The sequence below is a fragment of the Bacteroides sp. 3_1_13 genome, assembly GCF_001185845.1.
Classification (GTDB): domain Bacteria; phylum Bacteroidota; class Bacteroidia; order Bacteroidales; family Bacteroidaceae; genus Bacteroides; species Bacteroides xylanisolvens.
Map to the genome: position 1 here is coordinate 722,459 of NZ_KQ236956.1, position 23,243 is coordinate 745,701.

24 protein-coding genes and 1 riboswitch are annotated in these 23,243 nt (G+C 38.7%); of the genes, 9 read left to right on the plus strand and 15 right to left on the minus strand.

The features are described 5' to 3' along the window. Positions 1-281 precede the first annotated feature (281 nt). From HMPREF9009_RS15390 to HMPREF9009_RS15425, 7 genes are all read left to right on the plus strand, one after another. Positions 282-551 carry a hypothetical protein gene (locus HMPREF9009_RS15390; protein WP_049702625.1) on the plus strand — a complete coding sequence of 90 codons (270 nt, stop codon included), beginning with the start codon at positions 282-284 and terminating at the stop codon, positions 549-551. Between the two features lie 94 nt (positions 552-645). After that, positions 646-1,533, plus strand: coding sequence for an AAA family ATPase (locus HMPREF9009_RS15395; RefSeq protein ID WP_049702626.1), 888 nt, complete (start codon positions 646-648; stop codon positions 1,531-1,533). Beyond that, positions 1,499-2,584: a DUF3871 family protein gene (locus tag HMPREF9009_RS15400; protein ID WP_049702627.1), complete on the plus strand. Its 1,086-nt coding sequence runs from the start codon at positions 1,499-1,501 to the stop codon at positions 2,582-2,584. Before HMPREF9009_RS15395 ends, HMPREF9009_RS15400 begins: the two co-directional genes overlap by 35 nt. Before the next feature lie 8 nt (positions 2,585-2,592). Then, positions 2,593-3,048: a JAB domain-containing protein gene (locus HMPREF9009_RS15405; protein WP_049702628.1), complete on the plus strand. Its 456-nt coding sequence runs from the start codon at positions 2,593-2,595 to the stop codon at positions 3,046-3,048. Between the two features lie 1,056 nt (positions 3,049-4,104). Next, complete coding sequence (locus tag HMPREF9009_RS25825) at positions 4,105-4,452, plus strand: hypothetical protein (protein ID WP_120067814.1); 348 nt, start codon at positions 4,105-4,107, stop codon at positions 4,450-4,452. Positions 4,453-4,938: 486 nt separating this feature from the next. Next, positions 4,939-5,337, plus strand: coding sequence for a pepsin/retropepsin-like aspartic protease family protein (locus HMPREF9009_RS15420; protein WP_049702631.1), 399 nt, complete (start codon positions 4,939-4,941; stop codon positions 5,335-5,337). 16 nt (positions 5,338-5,353) lie between these two features. Continuing rightward, the gene (locus HMPREF9009_RS15425; RefSeq protein ID WP_049702632.1) at positions 5,354-6,340 is read left to right on the plus strand and encodes a leucine-rich repeat domain-containing protein; all 987 of its coding nucleotides are present in this window, start codon (positions 5,354-5,356) and stop codon (positions 6,338-6,340) included. Between the two features lie 248 nt (positions 6,341-6,588). Here HMPREF9009_RS15425 and HMPREF9009_RS15430 read toward each other — a convergent pair whose 3' ends face one another. The 5 genes from HMPREF9009_RS15430 to HMPREF9009_RS15445 all read right to left on the minus strand — a co-directional run bounded on the left by HMPREF9009_RS15430 (position 6,589) and on the right by HMPREF9009_RS15445 (position 10,512). Further along, entirely contained in the window at positions 6,589-7,428 is an 840-nt protein-coding gene (locus HMPREF9009_RS15430; protein ID WP_049702633.1) for a VapE domain-containing protein, read from the minus strand. Further along, positions 7,425-7,694 (minus strand): MerR family transcriptional regulator, encoded by a 270-nt coding sequence (locus tag HMPREF9009_RS15435; protein WP_049702634.1) that lies wholly within the window; start codon positions 7,692-7,694, stop codon positions 7,425-7,427. Before HMPREF9009_RS15435 ends, HMPREF9009_RS15430 begins: the two co-directional genes overlap by 4 nt. A 159-nt stretch (positions 7,695-7,853) precedes the next feature. Next, positions 7,854-8,030, minus strand: coding sequence for a hypothetical protein (locus tag HMPREF9009_RS25830; protein ID WP_153882615.1), 177 nt, complete (start codon positions 8,028-8,030; stop codon positions 7,854-7,856). 64 nt (positions 8,031-8,094) lie between these two features. After that, positions 8,095-9,258 (minus strand): IS4 family transposase, encoded by a 1,164-nt coding sequence (locus HMPREF9009_RS15440; RefSeq protein ID WP_049702635.1) that lies wholly within the window; start codon positions 9,256-9,258, stop codon positions 8,095-8,097. A 657-nt stretch (positions 9,259-9,915) separates the two neighbouring features. After that, positions 9,916-10,512, minus strand: coding sequence for a YdeI/OmpD-associated family protein (locus HMPREF9009_RS15445; RefSeq protein WP_004313172.1), 597 nt, complete (start codon positions 10,510-10,512; stop codon positions 9,916-9,918). 406 nt (positions 10,513-10,918) lie between these two features. Between HMPREF9009_RS15445 and HMPREF9009_RS15450 the strand changes: the two genes are divergently transcribed. After that, positions 10,919-11,452 (plus strand): outer membrane beta-barrel protein, encoded by a 534-nt coding sequence (locus tag HMPREF9009_RS15450; protein ID WP_009039498.1) that lies wholly within the window; start codon positions 10,919-10,921, stop codon positions 11,450-11,452. A gap of 196 nt (positions 11,453-11,648) precedes the next feature. After that, complete coding sequence (locus HMPREF9009_RS15455) at positions 11,649-12,221, plus strand: porin family protein (protein ID WP_049702636.1); 573 nt, start codon at positions 11,649-11,651, stop codon at positions 12,219-12,221. A gap of 144 nt (positions 12,222-12,365) precedes the next feature. Here HMPREF9009_RS15455 and HMPREF9009_RS15460 read toward each other — a convergent pair whose 3' ends face one another. From HMPREF9009_RS15460 to HMPREF9009_RS15505, 10 genes are all read right to left on the minus strand, one after another. Next, positions 12,366-12,974, minus strand: a complete 609-nt coding sequence (locus HMPREF9009_RS15460) for a thiamine phosphate synthase (RefSeq protein ID WP_004313169.1) — start codon at positions 12,972-12,974, stop codon at positions 12,366-12,368. 62 nt (positions 12,975-13,036) lie between these two features. Further along, positions 13,037-13,729, minus strand: coding sequence for a HesA/MoeB/ThiF family protein (locus HMPREF9009_RS15465; RefSeq protein ID WP_008770632.1), 693 nt, complete (start codon positions 13,727-13,729; stop codon positions 13,037-13,039). 4 nt (positions 13,730-13,733) lie between these two features. Then, entirely contained in the window at positions 13,734-14,858 is a 1,125-nt protein-coding gene (gene thiH, locus HMPREF9009_RS15470) for a 2-iminoacetate synthase ThiH (protein ID WP_004313167.1), read from the minus strand. Between the two features lie 86 nt (positions 14,859-14,944). After that, positions 14,945-16,642 carry a phosphomethylpyrimidine synthase ThiC gene (gene thiC, locus HMPREF9009_RS15475; protein WP_049702637.1) on the minus strand — a complete coding sequence of 566 codons (1,698 nt, stop codon included), beginning with the start codon at positions 16,640-16,642 and terminating at the stop codon, positions 14,945-14,947. Positions 16,643-16,654: 12 nt separating this feature from the next. Beyond that, positions 16,655-17,428, minus strand: coding sequence for a thiazole synthase (locus tag HMPREF9009_RS15480; RefSeq protein ID WP_049702638.1), 774 nt, complete (start codon positions 17,426-17,428; stop codon positions 16,655-16,657). Between the two features lie 153 nt (positions 17,429-17,581). After that, entirely contained in the window at positions 17,582-18,202 is a 621-nt protein-coding gene (locus HMPREF9009_RS15485) for a thiamine phosphate synthase (RefSeq protein ID WP_008022656.1), read from the minus strand. 4 nt (positions 18,203-18,206) lie between these two features. After that, on the minus strand, positions 18,207-18,407 hold the full coding sequence (gene thiS / locus HMPREF9009_RS15490) for a sulfur carrier protein ThiS (RefSeq protein WP_049702639.1): 201 nt from the start codon (positions 18,405-18,407) through the stop codon (positions 18,207-18,209). Between the two features lie 60 nt (positions 18,408-18,467). Beyond that, positions 18,468-18,561: riboswitch (TPP riboswitch) on the minus strand. Positions 18,562-18,616: 55 nt separating this feature from the next. Beyond that, entirely contained in the window at positions 18,617-20,599 is a 1,983-nt protein-coding gene (locus HMPREF9009_RS15495; protein ID WP_049702640.1) for an ATP-binding protein, read from the minus strand. 148 nt (positions 20,600-20,747) lie between these two features. Then, positions 20,748-21,365, minus strand: a complete 618-nt coding sequence (locus tag HMPREF9009_RS15500) for a superoxide dismutase (protein WP_049702641.1) — start codon at positions 21,363-21,365, stop codon at positions 20,748-20,750. A gap of 75 nt (positions 21,366-21,440) precedes the next feature. Next, a complete protein-coding gene (locus HMPREF9009_RS15505) occupies positions 21,441-23,180 on the minus strand; it encodes a hypothetical protein (protein WP_049702642.1) in 1,740 nt (579 codons plus the stop codon). Positions 23,181-23,243 lie beyond the last annotated feature (63 nt).

Below are 23,243 nucleotides of genomic sequence, written 5' to 3' on the forward strand. Positions count from 1 at the left end.
GATTGCTTTATATGTATATAACTAATATATAGCAATTCCTACTGTCATCTGATATACAGTCTCTCTGATATTTTTAATTTTTATTTTAAATTTCTGCAAACTTGATATCTACAAGTGCACTCTAAGTCACCTTTTCACCCACCCCAGACCTTAAGAGTGGGATATCCCCCTGTGCATATTGGGGATTACTGGATTCATATAGTTAGCTCATTACCCCACCATAGTAACTGAATCAACAGCAGCAGAATGGTCTGTCTGCACAACAATAAAATTACAAGATTATGGAAAAGTTAAAGTTCTTAGAGACAGTGACAGTTAACGAGTTCAAAGCTCAAAAGGGAGTAAGTAAGATTGAAGTAAAGCAGAATCCTCATACAGGGAAGTGCTTCTTTGTTTATGGCTGTGAAACTGGAGCAGTAAGTGACAAGTTCCTTAATGGAGAGGTTACCAATCCTGTTATCTCTCAAGTATGTTCACCAGATACAGGTGACATGTTCTATATGCTGCACCAAAGAGGTGAAGGTGGAGCTATGACACTGGCAACTCTATGATGGTTATTAATGTTGACCTCAAGGAAGTAAGTCTATTAGGGCTTGCTTCCCTTTTTCTTTATAGACTGTGTATAACAATTAACCCTATTCAGACATGTTGAACTTAAGAGTTTCATCCAAGAAGCAGGCTAAGATTAAGCTTGCTCTTCAAGGCTGTGCAGGTTCAGGAAAGACCTATTCAGCATTACTTTTAGCTTATGGTCTATGTAATGACTGGACTAAGATAGCCATTATTGACAGTGAGAATGGAAGTGCAGACCTTTATGCTCACTTAGGTGCTTATAATGTATTAAGCCTAAGTGATAACTTTACACCTGAAACCTACATACAGGCTATTGAAGTATGTGAAGGTGCTGGCATGGAAGTTATTATAATTGATAGCATTTCCCAGTGTTGGGATAACTTGCTTGAATACCATGCAGGATTACAAGGTAACAGCTTCACCAATTGGCAGAAGGTGACACCCAGAATCAATGCTTTCATGCAGAAAGTATTGCAGTCTGGAAGTCATGTTATATGCACTATGAGATGCAAACAAGACTATGTTCTAAGTGAGAAGAATGGCAAGATGATACCGGAGAAAGTAGGACTTAAAGCAGTCATGAGAGATGGTATAGATTATGAGTTTACCATAGTCTTTGACATCAACATGAAGCACCAGACTATTGCATCTAAAGATAGGACAAACCTGTTCATAGGTAAGCCTGATTTTACCATTACACCTGCTACAGGTCAGATAATACTTGACTGGTGTAATGATGGTGTCAATTTGGAGATGATAAGAAGTAAGATTAAGAGTAGTAAAACCATTGAAGAACTGACTGCCATCTATCATCAATTTCCTGAATGGTATCAACAGTTAACATCAGACTTCATGCAGAAGAAAGAAGTACTTATGGACAAACAGAATCAACCAACTATTAACTATACCCCTAATTACATTAGATATGGAAATAATGCAGTTGCAGCCAGTCAGAGCTAATCTGATATACCCTAATAGAAATAAGGTAGATAACCCTTATATTCAAACAGTTGAGCCAATAGAAATCATCAACACAGGCATTATATCAACAAATCCTGTAGAAGCTGATTCCATAAGCACCAGAGAAGGTAATAAGTTACCTTTTATTGAGGCTAATACAAAGGAAGCAACCATGCAGTACCTCAAGGAGGAATGTATTACACCTGTGTTCTCTAAGGACAATGAGGTTACTATATCACACTCCAGTTTCATTGAAACTGTATGGGAAGCAGCTAATAAAGTCTTCTCCAATGAGAGAATAGAAGAACCTGCCATCAGGGTAAGTCATGTAATCAAAGGCAGAATACCGGAAGCTATTCATAAGCCAGTGAATCAACTATTGGAATCTGATAAAACCATCTACTTTGAGAGAATGATGTTCTGTTTTGAGATACCTACCATATATGAGGATATTGCAGGTAACAGACTGAATTTAACCATAGGTGGAGTCAGGGCTTATAACCATGAGAACCTCTACAGCAAAAAGGGTGCAGAGAAGTTCAAGGTGTTCATTGGCTTTCAAAACATGGTATGCTGTAACATGTGTGTATCAACAGATGGTTACAGGTCAGAATTAAAGGTTATGAGTACTGCTGAACTATTGAATGCAGTGATGAGGCTGTTCCAAGAATACAACATAGCCAAGCACTTGTATTATATGTCAGCCTACAAGGATACTTATATGAGAGAGTCCCAATTTGCCCAGTTCTTAGGTAGATGCAGATTATATCAGTTCTTACCTGTAGACCAGAAGAAGAAGTTACCACAGATGCTAATGACTGATACCCAGATAGGATTAGTTGCCAAAGCATATTATAATGATGATAACTTTAGCACCCTTTTGGACAGCAGGGAAATTAGCATGTGGAATGTGTACAACTTACTAACTGGAGCTAATAAAAGTAGCTACATTGACAACTTCTTGGACAGGTCACTTAATGCCACCCAATTGACAGAAGGACTTAATAAGGCTTTATATGGTGAAAATGAATATAGTTGGTTCATTAATTAGTGCATCTTATGGATAGTATAATGAATGTAGCAGAGGTTCAATTGAGCTATAAAAGCAATGTCAAATCATCAACTAGATACAAGATAAATAGCTCACAGGATGCCTATGAACTATTGATAAAGTACTTCCCTGATGATACAATAGAATACAAGGAAAGCTTTAAAGTAGTGCTACTTAATCAGTCTAACAGAGTACTGGGTATAGTACCTATTTCAGAAGGTGGAATATCTGCAACTTATGTAGATGTAAGGTTGATATTACAAGCTGCCTTATTGGCTAATGCAACACAGGTAATATTGGCACATAATCACCCTTCTGGAAGCATGAAACCCAGTACTTTGGATGATGTTTTGACTGAAAAAGTAAGGAAGGTGGCTGAACTCATGGAGATTCATGTAGCAGACCATATAATCTTAAGTCCAGAGAAGGAATACTACTCCTATCATGATGAAGGAAAACTATAAATACTTAACCTTCTAAGGTCTACATTACCCTACCTTCTATTAAATCCATCCCCCTCTGCTGTTATTATACCATTATGATGGGAAATTTTGAGAATCTCACTTTGTTGGTATAATATATTAATAAGTAAGCAGGATAAATTGTATCCACTTCTATTTCTTATTATTAAGAGAAGTGAATACATTATCAATAACAGATGGTATTTTATTGTAAAGTATAGAGAAGTGCTGCTATAATTACTTAACCACTTGAGGTTCGGTGAAGTATGTAAACATGAATTATAGCAATAGTTAGTAAGTTAGATTAAATTAAATGTCGATTGAATTATGTGTGAGATAATCTTGATTCTAGTGGGGGTTGTCCTCACAAGTATGATACTTAAGGATTAAGAGGTTATATACCTCTTACTATGTGTTTTTATTGTTGTTGATAGCCCTAGTTCATCATGGACTGGGGCTTTAACTTGTGTATATATGACAGCATTAGATATGATATTACAGTGGCTTATATTGATAGTTACTGGTACTCTATTTATCAATTGGGCATACAGAAAGTGAACAATTAGCCCTACCTTGGTATTATAAGGATATAGCCTGCATCTATGGTATTGATATGCCTTGAAACCTATTAATTTATGACTGTCAGATGATGAAGTATGACTGGAAAGTTCTATCTTTGCAGCAGTATTAATTAAATGACAATTAATGAAATAGATGTTTAACTAAGACATATTAGAAGAAGAAGTGTTTGCTTCTTGCTTGATGTTATCAGAGAAATCGCCAATTTCAATCAGATATAACCATCAAAAGCAGGTTAGTGAATGCTCATACCATATAGGTGTGGGCTTTCCTTATTTGCATGGTTATAGGTGTTTGGCGATACCTTCTGATAAGCAACTAAGGTTAGGCTCACACCTTCTTTTTGTAGTATGGCTACAAAAGGAAATTATCATGAAGAAAAGGTGTTGCTTATTTTTGTTTTTCGTTTTGCTAAGTTGTTATAATATCAAGGCACAAAAACAGTATGAGGTATTAAGAAGTGCAAAGTACATATCTATCATGATTGATGAAGATGACTTTCACTCTAATCCTGTTTTGAACTTTTTCACAGGTGAACTATGTGAATATTTTAAATCTTTAAACATCATTTGTCGTATAAATAAATCGCTAAATGATTTAGAACCTTGTGCTAAATGTATTTATGTAGAACCTATCTTTTCAGGAAAGGCAAATCTTGATACGAGAGGTGTATGGCAATACTATTTTTATAAAACTAAACTCTATTATTACACAGCATGTCCCCAAGAAGAAGATGACAATGAATATACTATTGATTTAGGTAACATAGTTACAAAGACAAGCCATGGAGCTTTAAAATCCATATTTAAGAAGAAAATTGGCTTATAATTCTCCACTACAAAATTAATAATATGATAAAATACAATTCACAATTGACTTTCCGAATAATATTTGGAATGTTACTATTCTGTTCTACAATAGTTAAGGCTCAATTAGTAGGAACTAATGTTCACAATTATACAGATTTTCACAAGTACACTTATATAAAAACAATATCTAATAATATAATGAGATATGAATGCTGGGAAAAAACTCATCCTTATTTTATAGGATTACAGACAATAAGTGTTCAAAGTAATATCATTCTACAGTATACTTTTGGTATAGAAGCAAAACATGCTATACCTCAATGCACGAAGTTTGTACAAGACAGTTATTATGAAGTACAGAATTCATTACGTGAAGGATGTATATCACATCAGACAAGAGACAATGAAGACATTTATCAGATGCCTGACAACATAGAAGTCATACTGCACTACAACTATAAAGATGGAAAGAACTCATACACAATGTGTTCTACCTTAAAATAGTATGGAACACAATCTATCGTTTTCTATAAGTAAGGTGCAATTACCTCTAATTATAGTTAAGGTAAAGGAAAAGTACATTTGCTTCATCTTAGATACTGGAAGCACCTGTAGTCTGATAGACAGCACTGTAGTTGAATATTTTAAAGATATAGTAGAACCTGTTGGTGATTATTATATCAATGGAATAGAAGGAAGTAAGCATAAGGTAGATATGATTACTCTACCTTTCATTTTTGAAGGTCAGATGTATAAACCTAAATTCTGTGTAAAACCTCTACTTGATGCCTTTAAAAGCATTGAGGATGAAAGTGGAATACAGGTACATGCTCTTCTAGGTACTGACTTTCTACTAGAGAATAAGTGGATTATTGACTTTGAGAAATTGAAACTTATGTATTAAAATATAATAAAGCATTATGAAAAAAGTATTTTTAGTGTTGGCTGTAGTTCTACTATGTACAGGATGCAGCAAAAGTGATGAGAATGAGTCATTAACAGGGTATCCAGAGATGTCTGAACCTGATGATGTCTGTTCAGCTATGGATGATATAGAATTCATGAAGTACTGTTATGATAACTTTGATGTAAACAAAGATGGCAAGGTGTCTCCTATTGAGGCTCAAGCAGTCACAACTATTGGCTTTGGTAATTCAACCACTAATATAAATGGTGTATTGACTAAAGTGAAATCCTTAAAAGGAATACAATATTTCACGAATTTAACGTCTCTTGAATGTAATTGTTGTATCATAAAATCATTAGATGTATCAAAAAACCTCAAATTAGCCTCGTTAAAATGTAATAGCTGTGGCTTAAAAGATTTGGATGTATCTAAGAATAAGAACTTGACTCATCTAGAATGTGGTAATTTACTCATTATTGATAGTAATAATAATGATATAATTGATGAAGATGAACTCGAAAACATGAACTCTATTCAGGAGTTAAACCTGTCTAGTAACAAAAGTTTACAGGAATTGAGGTGTAAAAATTTATGGTGGGCTACTAGCCTTGATTTATCTAATAATCAAGAATTAAAGATATTAGATTGTGAGCAAGCATCCATTTCAACATTAAATATATCTAAGTGTCCCAAATTAGTTGAATTAAACTGTGGACTAACAGACATACATATATTAGATATATCGAATAATTTTGAGTTGGAAAACATAAATTGTAATTATAGCAAAATTGCAAGCTTAGATATATCTAACAATCAAAAGCTTAAATCACTGAGTTGCAGCTATACAGCAATTAGTACTTTGGATATATCTAATTGTCTCCAAATAGAAAAAGTATATTGCTATGACTGCTCTTTATCTAGTATAACTATGAAAAGAAGCCAAGATAGATACAAAATATTTGGATATGTAAGTGTAGGCAATGTCTACTATATTGATTAGAAGGTATCTAAAGTTAAATCATATAGGATAATTGCAGTCTCTTATTAATTTCATCACTAATCATAGCCAGTTATCATCTCTAAAAGAAACATGATAAATACATAAAAATAAGTTACCCTGCTTACCCTACAGTAAGGTAAGTGGGTAACTTATATTTTAATGGTTATTCAGATTGCTTTTCTTTCAAAACATGACCTAATGTTTGCATTGACAATGACCTAAATCCAGTTTTCTGCACCAATACCTGTTCAATTTGAGCCGGTTGCATAAATGCACTTGCTGCTTCCATTACATGTTTCGAAAAAGCTGATTAAAACTTTTTCTTCAACAGAAACAGCTTTAAACTGTACATTTTTCTCATTTACTAAAGCTATTTCATCTTCATTAAACCAATACTGAAATCCTGTTTCATAAAGGCTTAGTAATTGTGCAAATAGCTGGTCAAGCGGTATGCCATGTTGAGTATTAATATGCTCAACTTCAAAACATAAACATCTCCCATTGGTCTCGAAATCTTTAAAAAATTGCTTTTTGTTTGTAATTCCAGTAAATGGAACTATAAATTCTTGCAATTCAAAAGGAATGATAGAATGAAACCATCTTGCTTTACCAATGCCATGTGTACCCCCAAGGATGATAGCAGTATGACTAATCACCCTTTCTTCTTTTAATGAAGCAACCATAGCAACTAACCATTTTTTCAAGCAAGACTGCCAGTATTCTTTGTTGGTAGTAATAATACTACTAGCTAACAATGATACATAGTCTTTCCCATCCCATTCTGGCAAATTATTCAGATAGCCTGCAAAAGGATTAAACTTTTGCACATAGCTTGCAAATATAGCCTTCCTAAGTAAATCCTTAGAACATGGAATATTAGCGTTTCCGATATCCTTTAGCATTAAGTTGAGTTCATAATCAGACAGGTAATGAAACTCTTCTGCATCTGAAATCCTCTTGTAGACTATTCTATGGGTATTTTCATTGTATCTGAATACATATGTTCTACTCAAGAAATTTTGGACTTGTTGAATTGCTATCATGGTTATGGCATGATTAGACAATGTTGTTAAATCAGTAGTTTTCATAAATTACCTCCTTTCTGGATAATGAGTTCCCTCAACTGTCCTTTGGACAAATACAACTTACCGCCAAATTCTATTAGCGGAAGTTCGCCTTTGGCTCTCCAATTAAACAATGTTCTTTTAGTAACCTTGAATATTTTTTCAAGGTCAAATAAATCATAAAGGATATTAGAATCCTTTTCCAATTTTTCTACTGCCTGTCCATCTCTTAGATGTGCAGTAGCTGCATTGGAAGCAGTTGCCAGATAATTTTCATTTTTCTGCTTCATTTTATTTATTTTTTCGTTGTGTGGTACACCACAACATAATTTATTTAGTTCTCCAACTGTACCACTGGAGTAAGCTATTGCAGGAACGAACAAGGCATAAAAAAACACCCAACAGAATTGGTATCTATTGTGTGTGTTATCTGAACCTGTCCACCTTTACTATCTACACTTTTGTAAAGGCTTCACTCTAATATCCGGAGTGGCTGCTGCGTCATTAGAGAGTGCAAGCTGATAAGGCATTGCCGAGTTCATGTCCTGCATAAACTCTTTGCAAAGGAATGTATTTCTTTTGAATGAAACAAATATATTGAAAGCTTTCTTTGTTGATTTCCTCATTTTTCATTCTTTTGCACTATGAAATTATTGTAACACACTAGTGTCCCATTAAAATTGGGACAAATTAAAAATTAAATAAACTTGGCCCATTTGGTCCGAATCGTTCTTTGTCATTTTGAAATTTAGTTTTGTCAAAAAGGTCTTTCAGATGAGTTTTATCAGTCAATGAGATGCTCAATATTTGTAGCACTTCATATGTACTTCTATCCAGTTGCATATCGTGTTGAATGATTGCCACCAAACAGTAAGTGCATATTGCAGCATATATCTGTATTCGAACGGCATTCTCTGTAGTACCCCAAAATCTTTTGATTCTAAGATGCTGCTTGAGCCATTTGAAAAACAGCTCTACCTGCCAGCGGTTTTTATAAAGTTCAGCCACTTGAAGCGCAGATATATGCATGGCATTGGTTATGAATATGAACTCTCTTTCTTGTTCCTCATCCCAATATTTAACAAGTCTAATAGGCTCTGGATAGTATTGTTTAGGATAGAATCCAGTCAGAAGAACACTCGCATCTGAAAGCACATTCTTAGGCAGTCTGCGTTTCCATTTGATGAATTTGCATTGAAGGTTCTTTTTTGCTCTGACAACGAAGTAGGCTTCAATCAGATGAATCCTATTCAGCATCTTGAAGTTGTTGTATCCGCGGTCAAAGATGTAATAAGAACCTGGTTCATAAGGTATTTCAATCATAGCTTTAGAATCATGTACGGATGCTTCCGTGATATGAAAAAATGCAGGGATCTGTGTTTCTACATCATATAATGTATGCACTTTGATACCTCCTTTCTTCTTGCGGAATTTAGCCCACCAAAAGACTGAAAGACACAGGTCGATAGTTGTCGAATCAAAAGCATAAACGTTACCGCCAAGTTTGAAAATATGATTAACACGCTTTTGCCGTGCTTCGCTAACTAGGTAGTAAGCGTATTCTTCAAAGATATGATAGTCTCTATCTTGATTTGCTCTTGCCAACGATGACTTTGATACGTTTTTACCCATCCCTAAATGATAACATTTGGAATGATGAGCTTCAAGAGCAACTATCAAATCTCGCAAACTTTCACGATTAGAAAGTTGACCAAACATCAAAGCAAGTAGCTGATTCCAGCAGGTGAAGTGCTTCACATATTTGTCGCCATCATACTTGCGCACAATGTAGTTGAACTTATTCCTATCTAAGAATGACACTAGTTGAGAGAAAACGTATTTTTCTTTATGCATTTGCAAATCTCCTTTCAGAGATGCAAAAATGCAAATTGAAATCCGTTTAATCGAAAAAACGCTGTAACTAACTAAATTTCAAATATTTCAAAGAGCTATTTTAGATTTTAATGGGACAGCAATGATTGTAACAATTAAATATATAGTATAATTGACGTTATATTGGACTATCTGTTTTAGTGAAGGCTATTTGTAATCTTCGACCTCTCATATACAGTTACATCACCATCTGTGTATTTATCCTATTTAAGAAAAGGTGCAGAACTTAGTAGCCTCTACCTTAATCTTAATATAGGTCGATTTATGCTTTATCGGCAACAAATTATATCAAGTTGATATCTATTGAATAATACTTTAAACTAATTTAGTTATGAAACAGAAGGAGGAAACTTAGTATCTATATACTATTATATTAAAATAATATTGCTACTTTTGTAGCAAAGCAATCAATGACAGACTGTATTGAATGTGCTGAAGAACTATTATAGAATTAATGAAGTTTTCAGTATGCTTGCAATGAAAGACTAACTTGTTGATTAATAGGCAAGACTGGCAGCCGCGCAGGCAGCGATAGAAGGATAGTCAAATACGCTGGTTAGGTACTTAACTATCTGATAAATAGGCTGTAAATACTTGTGAAAGTATTTGCAGCCTATTTTATTTTAGATTATCATTGATTTTTAGTTGGGATGAATAGTATTTCTCTATTCCGCCAAATCCTCTGATTTTTTTATTTTCTTTCGTTTTATTGATAAAGTTGTTTAATCGCTTTTCAAATTCTTCAGGTCGTTTTCTGGCTGCTTCAATGTATGCAATTCGGATACGTTTATATGCGTCGGAAAAATGGAGATAATTTTCCCATATTGTCTTATCTTCCTTCAATCTTTCAATTATATCATTGGGGAAAATGAAAGGATCAGATAATACATTTCGTATTTTATCCTCAAATTTGGGGTGTATCATTTTATTTTCCAATAGCCACTTAAGTCTTTCTTTGTTAGCTTGCGAATAGGTACTTTTAGGGTTTCTGGGTGTGAAATGCTGAATTTTATGTTCTTTGTCGAGCGATTTTATTGTACTGTCAATCCACTCGAAACAAAGAGCTTCTTCAACAGCGTCGTTGTATGTGATACTTTTTTCGCCTGAAGACTTGCTGGGAAATACAAACCAAACTTCATTGGCAATCTCAAAGTTGTCATTCAACCACTTTCGCCAATCTTTTCTGTTCTCGAAATACTTTATTTCTATTGACATACCCAATCGTTTAAACTAACTGTTTTATTGCCTTTACTTTCATAATAACGAAGCATTTTACACTATACAATGTCAGTCAAACGCGTCTGTGTCTGATGGCTGAAAGGCTTACCACCCGTCAAAGATACTAAATCTTAAAGAAACAGTCCTCATTACTTCTTAAATCCTTTGGCTTATTATGGTATGACAACACTCACTACATGCAATATATTTGAATAAGAATCGATAGCAAGAATTTTGTGTTGCTATATAATATGATGTACAGAGTCTCCGTTAAACATTTATTTGGTGTTTATTATAAAAAACTAACTAAATGTTTGTTTGTTCATAAAAACTGCTTTACATTTGCACCCAGAAATCAATCGACCGAATTGGGGTCTAACGTTTAATTTAAAAAACAAAGAAAATGAAAAAGGGTTTATTATTGGTAGTTGTGATGTTAGCAACTATCGCTGTAAAAGCACAAGACATTTACGTAGGCGGATCTTTGAACGTTTGGCGTAACAGCACAGGCAACACTACTTCTTTTAAAATTGCTCCGGAAATCGGATACAACTTTAATGAAACATGGGCGCTGGGTGCTGAATTAGCGTATGGACATGAGTATGCAAACAAAGTTTCTATGAATTCATTTGACTTTGCTCCGTATATCCGTTTCTCTTATTATGAAAGTGGTATTGTGCGTTTATTCTTAGATGGAACCGCTTCAATCGGTTTTGATAAAGTGAAAGATGGAGATACTTTTAAAAGAGGTCAAGTCGGTTTGAGACCGGGAATCGCAGTTAAGTTGAATGACAATTTCTCTTTTATAGCTAAGTATGGTTTCTTGGGTTATCGGAGAAATATGGATTATGATGAGGATTATGCTCCTATTAAGCATTCATTCGGACTTAATCTTACTAGCGAAGACCTTTCAATTGGTTTCCACTACGCATTCTGATAAGAAGAAAAGTAATTCAACAAAATAGGAAAGGGAGTTCTCAAAAATAGGGAATTCCCTTTTTTTATGTATAATCTCTATAAATTACGCACTTGTTAACGAAAAAGTTGTTTAATACAAATTACAATTATACATTTGCATTGTTAAACAATAAGGTCAATAAAAACCTTTAGTATTAATTTAAAACTTTAAAATTATGAAGAAGAGTGTTTTGTTTGTTTTATTTGCGCTGATTTCAGTAGCAGGTTTTTCTCAAATTACAGGTTGGAATGCCAAGGTAGGGATGAACTTTAGTAATTATACAGGTGATCTTGATCTGAATGCAAAAGTTGGCTTTAAGCTTGGAGGAGGTTTTGAATATGCTTTTAATGATACATGGTCATTGCAGCCTTCATTATTCTTGACTAGTAAAGGTGCAAAGAAAGATGGAAATAGCATTAATGCAATGTATTTGGAATTACCGGTAATGGCTGCTGCACGTTTTAATGTTGCAGATAATACGAATCTTGTAGTTAATGCAGGTCCTTATTTTGCTTGTGGTATTGCTGGTAAAACAAAATTTGATTTAGGAAACGATACAGAACGTAAAGTTGATACTTTTGGTGATGATGCTTTGAAGCGTTTTGATGCAGGTCTTGGCGTAGGAGTTGCATTGGAATTTGGTAGAATCATTGCAGGATTAGATGGTCAATTTGGTTTAGTTGATGTGGAAAAAGTTGGTAATCCTAAAAACATGAACTTTTCTATTGTTGTAGGATATAAGTTCTGATAAGAAAACACTGAAAAAATAGAGAGCCGTTGCAGAAGGTAATTCGCAACGGCTTTTTTAATATTTCATGATTGGGAAAAACACTTCTCTTATTGGATAAAATGAGGAAGCATAACCAGTTAGTTTTATGATCGGCTATATTTATTAATCTGATAGTTTCTTCAGCTTTTTGAAATGCTCGATTACGGCTAAATAATTTTGGTCCTGACAAGCGTCGAATCTATTCCAGAGATCTCCTAAGACGACAGCCCCTCCGAAACCGAAATCCTTAATCTCCAATAAATTGTCTTCATTGATACCTCCCAATGCCATCACTTTCGAGTCGATAATCTTGGCTCTTTGTGCTTCGCGTAACTCTTCGGCAGTGTATGTTGAATAGTAATTCACTTTAGAGATACTGTCATAGATAGGGCTCATAAAAACATAGTCGTAAAAGTGCTTTCTGTTTTTTACCTCCTCCACTGAATGGCAGGAACAACTGATATGACCATAATAATCATGCGGTTCTTTGGGGTTACGCGCATTCAGGTGAATTCCCATCAGGTTGAATTCTTCTTTTAGATAAAAATGCTCATGTGTAACGATGCGACGGTGATATTTATCCGGAATAAGTGTCAATAGCCGTTCCGAATACATAGCCGGAGTCTCCGGCTTTCTAAGATGTAGGACATCCAGCCCCTCTTCGAAAAGAGCGGTAATAATCTTATCTTCTTCGACGAAGAAAGTAGGGGTGGTAACTACAATTAGTTTCATTTCTTTTGTTAAAATTGGATTGTTTAGCAAAGTTACTAATTAACTATGTCAGAAACCAACCTTTATAGTGAAAATTTGTTAGATTGCAGTGTCCGCAGGTCAATTGTCCATAGTTCGCCGGCTAAAACATCACCAAAGCCACAGATTATTTTCAATACTTCCGTAGCTTCAATGCTCCCTACAATGGCAGGAGTAACCCCCATCACTCCTTTGGGCGGAGGAGGCATCCGTTGCATTTCTTCTTCATCGGGATAAAGATCCCGGTAGTTTTTCTTTTGATTTCCGTAGTTGAACACAGAAACCTGTCCTTCAAAACCGCAGATAGCACCATATACGTAGGGCTTTTTCTGTTCAATGCAAATGTCGTTAATCAGGTAGCGGGTGGCAAAGTTGTCGCAGCCATCCACCACTATATCATATTCCTGAATGATATCATACGCATTGTCTTTCGTCAGCCGGGCAGCGTAGGGGTGTATTTCGATTTCACTGTTGAGAGCGGAGAGCCGTTCCGCAGCACAGATAGCTTTTGGTTTACCTAATTCCTTTTCGGAATAGAGCACTTGTCGTTGTAGGTTGGTGATGCTTACCAAGTCATCATCTACCAGTCCCAGGCATCCCACACCTGCACCTGTCAGGTAGAGGGCGATGGGAGAGCCCAGCCCTCCCATGCCTACAATAAGCACTTTGGCTTCCTGCAGTTTCTTCTGACCTTCTTCTCCGACTTCGGGAAGTATAATTTGTCTGTCGTATCGCATCTGTTTATCTTTTAAAATCAAAAGACTGATCCCAATCTTTCCAGACGGGTTCACGACCCAGTTTTTTCAAATCACGTTCCACTTCAACCGCCTTTCGCTCATCACTTACGTGAAATTGTTCCAGGGTTTGAGGATAACTGAAATATCCTCCCGGTTCAGTTTTACTTTCCGCACTCATTGTGGTTACGCCAAGTGTTGCCATGTGGTTTCGGATTTCTGCGCTCTCACGGGTAGAATAAGAGATATCTACATCATGGTCGAAGATTCGCATGGCGAATGTAAGTTGGGCGAGTTCCCGGTCATTCATGACTACATTCGGCTGGAATCCGCCGTTTTCAGACGGGCGCATACGCGGGAAGTTTACGCTATATTTCGTTTTCCAGTAATGCTTCTGCAAATAACGCAGATGATAAGCCATCATCGTTACGTCGGTTCGCCATTCCTCCAGACCGATCAGGACACCCATACCAATCTTGTGTACACCTGCCTGCCCCATGCGGTCGAAGCCGTTTACACGCCATTCGAATTTTGACTTCATGCCTCTTGGATGATACGTTTTGTAATTTGCTTTATGGTAAGTCTCTTGAAAACAGATCACTCCGTTCAGGCCATGATTGGTTAGCTCCTTGTATTCTTCCGCTTTAAGAGGCATTACTTCAATTTGCAGGTTGCTGAAATAAGGCTTTGCCAAATCCAACGCCCGGGCAATGTATGGGACACCTGCTGCGGCCGGGTTTTCACCGGTTACAAGCAGTAGATTCTCAAAAGGAGCCAACCGTTTGATGGCTTTGTATTCATTGACAATCTCTTCCTCTGTCAATATCGTTCTCTTCATCGGATTGCTGATGTGAAAACCGCAATAGACACAGGAATTGGTACATGAATTAGTCAGGTAGAGCGGTACAAACATAGAGATTGTCTTACCGAACCGTTCCATTGTATATTTCTGACTAAGGCGTGCCATCACTTCCAGATAAGGAGTGGCGGCAGGTGAAATCAGCGCCATAAAGTCGTTGACATCCAGATGCTCTTTTTTACCCAACGCACGGCGTACGTCAGCATCTGTTTTGGAATAGATGGCTTTTGTCGTCTCTTCCCAGGATATTTTTTCTAATTCGTCTGAGAACATTTTATTCAATTATAAATTAAAAATTGAAAATTAAAATGAGGGGAGAGGGTAGGTCAGTGGCCTGACGTTTTGTTTCTCCCCACTCATTATTTGTTGCTTTTAGTGCTTTTCTTTAAATCGCGTGACAATCTCATTGCACAGAAATTAGGTCCGCACATCGTACAATATTCTCCGTCGATATGGTGTCCTGCGCGGAAATAGGTCTGCGCCCGTTCCGGATCGAGAGATAGGTCGAACTGGTCTTTCCAGCGGAACTCATAGCGAGCTTTACTCAATGCGTTGTCGCGTACCTGTGCACCCGGGTGTCCTTTTGCCAGGTCAGCGGCATGAGCGGCTATCTTGTAAGTGATTACTCCTACGCGTACGTCTTCTTTATCAGGTAAGGCAAGGTGTTCTTTCGGGGTGACATAACAAAGCATAGCCGTCCCCAACCATCCGATTTGTGCGGCACCGATAGCAGAAGTGATATGGTCGTATCCGGGAGCAATATCCGTCACCAACGGGCCGAGCGTGTAGAAAGGGGCGTCATGGCATTTTTCAATCTGACGTTCCATGTTCTCTTTAATTTTATGCATCGGAACGTGTCCGGGGCCTTCAATAAATGCCTGAACATTTTTATCCCAGGCACGGAGCACCAGCTCTCCCATGGTATCGAGTTCGGCAAACTGCGCTTCATCGTTTGCGTCGTAGATAGAACCCGGACGAAGTCCGTCACCTAATGACACGGCTACGTCATATTGTGCCAGAATATCACAGATATCGTCAAAATGATCGTATAAGAAACTTTCCTGATCGTGTACGAGGCACCATTTACTCATAATACTTCCTCCACGGCTGACAATGCCGCACAAGCGATTATCGGCAAGATGAACATTATGACGGCGAATCCCTGCATGGATGGTAAAGTAATCTACCCCTTGTTCACATTGTTCAATCAATGTGTCCCGGTAGATTTCCCAGGTGAGGTCTTCCACTATGCCATTCACTTTTTCAAGTGCCTGATAAATAGGAACAGTGCCTACCGGTACGGGACAATTGCGGATAATCCATTCACGTGTTTCATGGATGTTTTCTCCTGTGGAAAGATCCATCAACGTGTCTCCACCCCATTTACAGCTCCACAGTGCTTTCTCCACTTCTTCATCAATGCTGGAGGTAGTAGCCGAATTTCCGATGTTCGTATTGATTTTTACAAGGAAGTTACGTCCGATAATCATCGGTTCAGCTTCCGGGTGGTTGATGTTGGCCGGTAGTACAGCACGTCCCTCCGCAATCTCCTGACGAACAAATTCGGGGGTAATGTGAGTTTTAATTCCCAGTTCCTCACAATTCATATTTTCGCGGATCGCTACGTATTCCATTTCAGGAGTGATAATTCCTCTTTTGGCATACGCCATTTGGGTGATTGCTTCCCCTTTTTTAGCGCGATAGGGCAGGGCGATGTGTTCGAAACGTAAGTGATCGAGACTTTTATCATCTCTTCTCATTTGTCCGTATTCTGAAGTAATTTCGGGAAGTTGCTCTACATCACCACGCCCCACGATCCATTCTTCACGCATGCGGGGCAGTCCTTTTTTGAGGTCAATGTTCATTTCCGCATCACTGAACGGTCCGCTGGTATCATATACATATATTTCCGGATTTGGTGTTGCTATCTTTTCTTCGCCTTCAAAGCTGACACTGGGCACTTGCTCCACTTTCCGCATGGCAACGCGGATATTCGGATAAAGTTTACCAGGTAAATAGACTTTCTGCGAGCGGGGGAATTTTATTTTTTGTTCCATAGTTTATTTGTTTTAATCAAGAAAAGCCGTTAGAGGTGAACTTGCTTCTGCTACAAAGTCGACGGCTTGTAATCCTAATCCTGCTTCGTACGCCTGTCTTCCGGCTTCTGTAGCTGCTTTGAATGCTTTAGCCATTTCTACCGGATTTCCGGCAACGGCTATTGCAGTATTCACTAATACAGCGGAAGCTCCCAGTTCCATTGCTTCGGCAGCATGGCTTGGCGCGCCGATACCGGCATCCACTACCACCGGGATACCTGCCTGTTCGATAATGATTTGCAGGAATTCTTTTGTCTGCAATCCTTTGTTCGTACCGATGGGGGCACCGAGCGGCATAACGGTAGCTGCGCCTGCTTCTTCCAGCCGTTTGCAGAGTACAGGGTCAGCCTGGCAATAAGGTAACACGATAAAGCCCAGTTTCACCAGTTCTTCCGTAGCTTTCAGTGTTTCGATAGAGTCGGGGAGCAGATAGCGCGGGTCCGGATGAATTTCCAGTTTCAGCCAGTTTGTTCCAAAGGCTTCGTGAGCCAGTTGTGCGGCGAAAATAGCTTCTTCCGCGTTACGTACACCGGAGGTGTTGGGCAATAACTGAATATTCGGATGAATGATATGTTTCAGCATGTCGTCTTCTTTGTTATCCATGTCGATTCGTTTCATGGCAACAGTTACCATTTCCGTACCCGAAGCCAGGATAGCTTGTTCCATTACTTCATTGGAATTGAATTTTCCTGTTCCCAGGAAAAGGCGGGAGCTAAATTCGCGTCCCGCAATTACTAACTTTTCCATTCTATATATTTTAGTTGATTATTTAAATGCTGATTTTTTGAGACAGAAGAACATAAGAACAAAAATAAAACAGTAGAAATAATTATCTAAGTGCAGCTTTTATGTTCTTTTGTTCTTCTGTCTGAATTAAAATTCCATTTATCATTTGATAAATTATAGATCACTTTCAATGATTCTACGTGTTTCTTCTACCGGATTATCTGCTCCGAGAATAGTTCCTGACAGGGCTATTCCATTTACTCCTGTATGAAGTATGGCAGGAATATCCTCAAAAGTGATTCCCCCGATAGCTACAACGGGGATTTCGATATTCGCTTCCTTCATCTGTGAAAGAATAGAAGAATAGCCCTCCAAACCCAGTACAGGGCTTAGATTCTTTTTAGTGGTAGTAAACCGGAAAGGACCGATGCCGAGATAATCGGCTCCGGCACGATAGTGTTGTACGACATCTTCGAAAGTGTTTGCAGTGCCGCCGATAATAAAGGCTTCACCAAGTATTTGGCGGGCCTGGTCGATAGGCATATCCTTTTTGCCTAGATGTACACCGTCCACTTCCAGCTTTTTGGCCAGTTCGACGTGGTCATCCAGAATCAGGATTGCTTCGTGCTCTTTGCAAAGCGGCTTCAGTTGCAGGGCTACTGCTTCCACTTCTTCGAGAGGAGCGTCTTTCATACGTAGCTGGATCCATTTGCATCCGCCTTCGAGTGCCATACGTGCCGATTCGAGGTACGAATACCGTTCGGTCTGATGCGTGATAAATTGTAGACTAATCATCTCCTTATCCTCCACAAGCAGCTTTGATAATCACTAGGTTATCGTTCTCGTGTAGAATGAAACACTCCCATTCGGTACGGGGAATCATTTTGTTGTTTACGGCGATAGCAATGCCTTGAACCGGAAGTTCGAGCTGTGCTGTCAGTTGCGTAAGGGTAGAAGCAGGAGTCATTTCCACCTCTTTGTTGTTCACTTGTACTTTCATTGTCCTATCAGAATAAATAAGTTGAAAGTAAATACAAAGAGCGTGCTTAAATGGAAAGGCGATAAGAAGAAACACAATCCCTACGTCAGTATTAACTGCCTCAGGTTCCTAGGGTATAATCTCAGCCCCTCATGGGGCACCCCTTTGTCTTTACGGGAGCAAAGTAAGCGAAAAAGAAACAGAAAAACACTAAATCAGTCGATTTTTTTTCATTTTTCTGTTGATTCCTGTTTTTTGATGGGATGAGAAAAGATAAATCGGGCGCCATTTTTGTAGCTCTTGTCAATCCATATATCACCTCCCATATATTGGATGGTCAGTTTACAGATAGCCAGTCCCAACCCTGTACCTTGCACGAATTCATTCAGCTTTTCGAAACGTTGGAATACGAGTTCCTGTTTATCTTCGGGGATTCCCGTGCCGGTATCTGTCACCGAGAACAGCATACATTGCTTTTCTTCGTCCACTTCATAATCCAGCGTGATACTTCCTCCGGCAGGAGTGAATTTCAAGGCATTATTCAGCAGGTTGATAATAATCTGTTGCAGACGCAACGGGTCCGTGTAGAGCATGTAAGGCTCCTTAGGCATTTGGAGTTTGATGTCTACATCCACTGTCTTGTTCCGGTTGGTGAGAGTAATCATATTCTGGCAATGGTTCACTAGCTCGCACCATTCATAGTTGAATTGCAGCTTTCCTGATTCCAGGCGTGATATATCCAGTACATCGCTAATCAGTTGGAGCAATAAATTGGAATTAGTCTGGACGATATCCGCATATTCTTTCAATTCATCATTCTGCTCTACCGAACCGATAATCAGGCTGGAGAAACCGACAATTGCATTTAAAGGTGTCCGTATCTCATGGCTCATATTCGAGACAAAAGCACTTTTTAATTGATTAGCTTCTTCGGCGCGCTCTTTGGCGTCGCGTAATTCGATTTCAGACTCTTCCAGTTTCTCTTTATCTTCCCGCAATTGTTGCGTGGTTCTTTCAAGGTGATTTTTCAGGATTTTCGTCCGGTAATAGTAATACAGGGAAATCATCAGACTTCCTACTAATACGAGGAAGATAATCAGGATAAATTGCACTTCTGTCTTGTAGGCTACAAAGAAGGGGATAGGCTGATTGATAACCATTGAGTTGACAGGCAACTTCTTGTTTTCAAATCCCCATTCCTTTAGTTTCTTCGCGTCAAATTTATATCGGTTGGGTAAGACATTGATGCTGCTGATACCCGTTTCCTTCTGGTCTAAAAAGCGGTAAGCATATTCTCCCATATTTTTTCCCACTCCTTCATATTGCGGGACATATCCTCCGATGGCCCAATAGCCTATTGCGGTGGAAGTCATACTGAACACAGGCAGGAGTGGATTGGCTTTGGAAAAAGCATAAACGGAGTTGTTCATGTAAGTGATTCCCCGGCTGTCAATTCTCCAGATACCAAGAAGCATTGCTGTGTTTCTGGGAAGATTGCGCAATTGATTGGCAGCCATATCGAGTGTGTGGATGCGGCCGTCAATATAGGTGATGGATAACTGCGGGAAATGTTGCAGGTTTTTCTTGAACCATGCCAGTTCGGCAAGTCCGTTATAGGTATTATCCGATACAAATACCAGGTGCTCTGTGTCCGGGTAGAAATCCTGTATCATTTCGATATCTTTGCTGATGTTATATTCGTATGTATCACAGTATTTTACGTTGTACTCCTTCATTCGTTCCGTTAAGTTGATACTTACAGGATTATAGTTCCGCATATCGATTGAATCCTCCGGAATACGGATGCCGTTGCGTGATGCCATTGCGCAGAAAACAGGAAGCTGCTTATATTTCTCATCTTCAAGATGAAGGAAACTGCTCCATGCTTCACCACCCAAAAGAATCACTAATTTAGCTTTCGGATGTTTGTCTAAAATATCGGTTAATGTTTTTTTCCATTGGTGCGCCTGCGTTAAATCCGTCGCATTCATGTTTTCTACAATGGTCGAGTATCTTCCTCCCAATTGGGTGTAGGTTTCTATAAATGTGCTGATGTTATCGTAGGTATATTTAGTGTCAGAATTGTATGAGGTAATGAACAGGATCTCTTCCTCTGGTTCTTCTGTGGCGGCAGCGTTGCAGAAAAGGGGGAAGAAAAGAAGAACGGCAATGGAGACAATATATCGTATCTCTTTTCTTTTATATAGTACCATAATTGTTTGTTATGCTAGTTTATAGGTTGCAAAAATACAACTAATGCGTTTGATATATAATAAAAGTTTGTTTTTTTAGTCTGTAAAAAAGGTCGCTGTGAAAACACAACGACCTTTTTCATAAGTATAGTTTTGCTAGTAAATCCGGTTACATTCTTTTTTCAACCACATCCCAGTCGATGATGTCCCACAGGGCATTTACGTGGTCGGCGCGGCGGTTCTGATAATCCAGATAATAGGAGTGTTCCCAAACGTCAAATCCGAGAAGCGGTTTCAAACCGGCACGTACCGGATTGCTGCCGTTGGCTTCTTTCGTGATTTTCAGTTTACCGTCTTTCCCAACGGATAGCCAGGCCCATCCTGAACCGAACAATCCGACTGCTGCTGCGTTGAATTCTTTCTTGAAGTTTTCAAAGCTACCGAAGTCACGTTTGATGGCTTCTCCCAGTTTGCCTGACGGTTCCTTCTTTGAGGGTTTCGGGGCAAATTGCAGGAAGTACAGATTGTGATTCAATACTTGTCCGGCGTTATTGAATATAGCTCCGTCCGGTGCGGTTGCAACGATTTCTTCTACCGTTTTACCTTCATATTCTGTTCCGGGTACGAGGCTATTCAGATTATTTACATACGTTTGTAGATGTTTTCCGTAATGGAAATCTATTGTTTGCTGACTGATTACAGGTTCCAACGCATTGTTTGCGTAAGGAAGTTTAGGCATTTCGTAAGTCATGGTCATCATAATTAAAGACATTAATATAGTATTCATAATGTTACAAGTTTTAATTGGCTTGTTATACTATAATAACAGAAGCCTTCTGCAAAATGTTCACAGCATCTTACTTTATTTGTAAATGTACTGTATACGTTCCACCTCTTTCGGGTGATCGCGGTTGGTCCGGCAGATCCATTGGCCCGTATTGTCATATTCATAATAAGAATTGCCGTCAATCCGGTTCCCGTATTTATCGTACAGGCAAGTCAGGCATCCGGACGTTTTTTGGTTATTACCCAAAATCCGTTGGTAGACAATCTGCGATAGATAACCGTATTTATCGTATTCATAAGCATCTTTTTGTGAAATAACCTGATCCGGAGAATTGGCAAAAAGCAAGTTTTGATGTTGGGATGAAATCAATCTTCCTTTATCATCATATTTGTTGGCGGTGTAGGTCTGAAGTTCTCCGTTCTTATTATATTCTTTGGTTTCGGTCAATAATCCCTGTTTATTATAGGAGCTTATGACGACTCTTCCGTCTGCATACTTGAGCGAATCACTCTCAATACTTCCATCGGTACCGATGCGGCGTGTCCGCCGGTAGAGATCCGTTTTGGTTTTCGGATTCGTTTGTACCTCAAAGATGCAGTGACCTTGCGGGTCGTATAATCTATTCGTCTGTATTTCATTACTTGGCTGCCCGTTCTTCATGGTAAGTGCCAGGGTGGAGACGAGCTGTCCTTTATCGTCATACGAATAAGTGGTCGAGGTGGTTCCTGTGCTGTCGTTTTCCGCAGACTTTATCAATCGCCCTCCATTATAGTATTTCACGGAAGTAGGGGTGGATATGATTGTTTGCAGAATAAAAGGTGCCCGCAGTGCGTTGGCCTGGTCGCGAAATTCCTTGTATCTGTGTGTGCAAAGAAAATCCTGCAACATACTTAACGATTCGGAACTGACAATGGCAGGTTTTAAAAGCTCAAAATCAGCTTTTTCACTAAGATATTCAAGGTCATCCAGGTGCGTACGTGCTGTGGAAGTCAGGTAAGGTGATTGCTTATAGTCGTCAATGATCTGTCGGATAGCTGTTGCATTTCCTTTCTCCCGGAGACTGTCAATCCCTTGAAACAGAAAGTCGTCGTATAACGTGCGGACTTCCGAAAGGAAGGGACGTGTATCTTTATCAGTGAAGAATTTCTGCATGGCGGCATTATCAAAGAATGCTTTGAAATTCGCAGAGGTCGGATTACTCTTTACAATCTGATAAAGCCGTTTGTTCTCCGCAGTGTTGATTTGAGAGATAAACTTGCCGTTCGGATATTCCGAGATATACGTTTGATAGATGTTCAGCGCAGGTGTTTTCAGCATCCCTTCCAGTAGGGCCAGTTCGCGGATGTCCCGCACCTTTTGCAAGAGGGCGGAGTCTGCCGGATAGCCGCTTGACTGGATGCTGTCCATCAATGTCTTGCTAAAGGGAATCTGCTCTTTCGATGCTTCTAAGATGGAGATAACAGCCTGTTCCGCTTTGTCTTGTACGTTGGAAAGCTGTATTTTCTCTTCTTCGCAGATATTCGGAAAATAAGCTTTCGTAGCTTGTTCGTAACAGCCGAAATAGTTGGTGGCAGCTTGCTCACTTTGTTTGTTCCACAATTCGTTGAGAACGTCCAACAATGCCAGTTCTTCGGCATAATAGGTTTGCGTCTCGTCATCTATCTTATCACGGTTTTTCTGCCATTTGTCGGCGTCATTATCGTTCAGATACCTTAGCAGCTTTTCCAAGCGGCTCTGTTTTTGTGCCATTGCCTGTGGAATGCAGGCAACCAGAAACAAACTTAAAATAATTGATAAAAATATACTCCTTTTCATTGCTTTTTGGGGTTAGGTTAAAATAGTTAGTGATGAAAATTCATAAAAATACCTTCATTCTCG

Bases quoted from the DNA above. Each gene is read 5' to 3' on its own strand.
- HMPREF9009_RS15445 (WP_004313172.1), bottom strand. From the start codon at position 10,512: ATGTCAATAGAAATAAAGTATTTCGAGAACAGAAAAGATTGGCGAAAG.
- HMPREF9009_RS15440 (WP_049702635.1), bottom strand. From the start codon at position 9,258: ATGCATAAAGAAAAATACGTTTTCTCTCAACTAGTGTCATTCTTAGAT.
- HMPREF9009_RS15460 (WP_004313169.1), bottom strand. From the start codon at position 12,974: ATGAAACTAATTGTAGTTACCACCCCTACTTTCTTCGTCGAAGAAGAT.
- HMPREF9009_RS15485 (WP_008022656.1), bottom strand. From the start codon at position 18,202: ATGATTAGTCTACAATTTATCACGCATCAGACCGAACGGTATTCGTAC.
- thiC (WP_049702637.1), bottom strand. From the start codon at position 16,642: ATGGAACAAAAAATAAAATTCCCCCGCTCGCAGAAAGTCTATTTACCT.
- HMPREF9009_RS15495 (WP_049702640.1), bottom strand. From the start codon at position 20,599: ATGGTACTATATAAAAGAAAAGAGATACGATATATTGTCTCCATTGCC.
- HMPREF9009_RS15400 (WP_049702627.1), top strand. From the start codon at position 1,499: ATGGAAATAATGCAGTTGCAGCCAGTCAGAGCTAATCTGATATACCCT.
- HMPREF9009_RS15420 (WP_049702631.1), top strand. From the start codon at position 4,939: ATGGAACACAATCTATCGTTTTCTATAAGTAAGGTGCAATTACCTCTA.
- HMPREF9009_RS15505 (WP_049702642.1), bottom strand. From the start codon at position 23,180: ATGAAAAGGAGTATATTTTTATCAATTATTTTAAGTTTGTTTCTGGTT.
- HMPREF9009_RS25825 (WP_120067814.1), top strand. From the start codon at position 4,105: ATGATTGATGAAGATGACTTTCACTCTAATCCTGTTTTGAACTTTTTC.
- HMPREF9009_RS15395 (WP_049702626.1), top strand. From the start codon at position 646: ATGTTGAACTTAAGAGTTTCATCCAAGAAGCAGGCTAAGATTAAGCTT.
- HMPREF9009_RS15430 (WP_049702633.1), bottom strand. From the start codon at position 7,428: ATGAAAACTACTGATTTAACAACATTGTCTAATCATGCCATAACCATG.
- HMPREF9009_RS15450 (WP_009039498.1), top strand. From the start codon at position 10,919: ATGAAAAAGGGTTTATTATTGGTAGTTGTGATGTTAGCAACTATCGCT.
- thiS (WP_049702639.1), bottom strand. From the start codon at position 18,407: ATGAAAGTACAAGTGAACAACAAAGAGGTGGAAATGACTCCTGCTTCT.
- HMPREF9009_RS15480 (WP_049702638.1), bottom strand. From the start codon at position 17,428: ATGGAAAAGTTAGTAATTGCGGGACGCGAATTTAGCTCCCGCCTTTTC.
- HMPREF9009_RS15405 (WP_049702628.1), top strand. From the start codon at position 2,593: ATGGATAGTATAATGAATGTAGCAGAGGTTCAATTGAGCTATAAAAGC.
- HMPREF9009_RS15500 (WP_049702641.1), bottom strand. From the start codon at position 21,365: ATGAATACTATATTAATGTCTTTAATTATGATGACCATGACTTACGAA.
- HMPREF9009_RS25830 (WP_153882615.1), bottom strand. From the start codon at position 8,030: ATGAGGAAATCAACAAAGAAAGCTTTCAATATATTTGTTTCATTCAAA.
- HMPREF9009_RS15425 (WP_049702632.1), top strand. From the start codon at position 5,354: ATGAAAAAAGTATTTTTAGTGTTGGCTGTAGTTCTACTATGTACAGGA.
- HMPREF9009_RS15465 (WP_008770632.1), bottom strand. From the start codon at position 13,729: ATGCGATACGACAGACAAATTATACTTCCCGAAGTCGGAGAAGAAGGT.
- HMPREF9009_RS15455 (WP_049702636.1), top strand. From the start codon at position 11,649: ATGAAGAAGAGTGTTTTGTTTGTTTTATTTGCGCTGATTTCAGTAGCA.
- HMPREF9009_RS15390 (WP_049702625.1), top strand. From the start codon at position 282: ATGGAAAAGTTAAAGTTCTTAGAGACAGTGACAGTTAACGAGTTCAAA.
- thiH (WP_004313167.1), bottom strand. From the start codon at position 14,858: ATGTTCTCAGACGAATTAGAAAAAATATCCTGGGAAGAGACGACAAAA.
- HMPREF9009_RS15435 (WP_049702634.1), bottom strand. From the start codon at position 7,694: ATGAAGCAGAAAAATGAAAATTATCTGGCAACTGCTTCCAATGCAGCT.